Source organism: Phyllobacterium sp. P5_D12 (genome assembly GCF_054049495.1).
The window spans coordinates 1-778 of sequence record NZ_JBFUMG010001076.1 but is presented as its reverse complement, the minus strand read 5'-3'; the positions used below and the strand labels follow the sequence as shown (position 1 = coordinate 778).

Genomic DNA, 778 nt, shown 5'->3' with positions numbered 1-778 from the left:
AACCTATGCTTTCAAACTTGCGTGAGACTTGCGGCCCGATCCGCCAGGAACTTATGTTCAAAACGAAGTTCACTAGTTGGTGCGGCTGATCACATCGCCGTCAGATGTCTTGATCTGCCAACTGTCCTTGCCATCACCGCGCTCGATAGCGACGAGCTTGCTTCCATCGGGGAGGGTTGCACCTTTTTCGACGAACCAGTAGCCGGTATCGTCTTCGATCATAACCAGGCCGCCAACGATCTCGCGTAACAGAAAAACCGGTTTGCCGGGAAACGGCTGCTTGCTGGCCTCTTCGATGCTGGACACCCTGTTTTCCTTCAGATCCGCGGTCGTGGCAGTGGTCATGGGGTCAAGTTCCTCGCTCGGTTTGCCCGGCGATGCTCCGTTCCTGCCATGGGTCTCACGTACAACCTTCTGGTTGGTCCGGTTGAGCGGATCATTGACTTTTTTGCCTGAGGACATGGGCGTCGATCGCGCGTCAAGAATATCGTAGTACATTACGAAGGGCAGTACGAAACTAACGGCCGCCAGCATGAACCCGGCACTCTTCAAGTAACCGTCAAAGCGCTTGTCGCGCGCACGAACTACCCTCGGCTCTGCAGCCGCGGTCGCTGTGGATTTCGCGGACGCAACCTGTTGTTTCGTCATGATGGCTCCTTTGGTCGCAGCGATGTTGCGAGATCGTTATAAGGATCTTGCGAGAGTGGCGAGGTCGGCGTTTGTTGCATGGCGTCATAGATGAGAGGGACAAGATTGACCGCCTGATCGATAAGAAGGT

The 778-nt window shown here is 55.1% G+C and carries 1 protein-coding gene; it reads right to left on the bottom strand.

Annotated features, from left to right (window positions below; translation table 11 throughout):
- Window positions 1–72 precede the first annotated feature (72 nt).
- Window positions 73–648: a hypothetical protein gene (locus ACXJ5O_RS28795; RefSeq protein WP_457302887.1), complete on the bottom strand. Its 576-nt coding sequence runs from the start codon at window positions 646–648 to the stop codon at window positions 73–75.
- Window positions 649–778 lie beyond the last annotated feature (130 nt).

Coding starts and splice junctions, on each gene's coding strand:
- ACXJ5O_RS28795 (WP_457302887.1), bottom strand. CDS start 648: ATGACGAAACAACAGGTTGCGTCCGCGAAATCCACAGCGACCGCGGCT.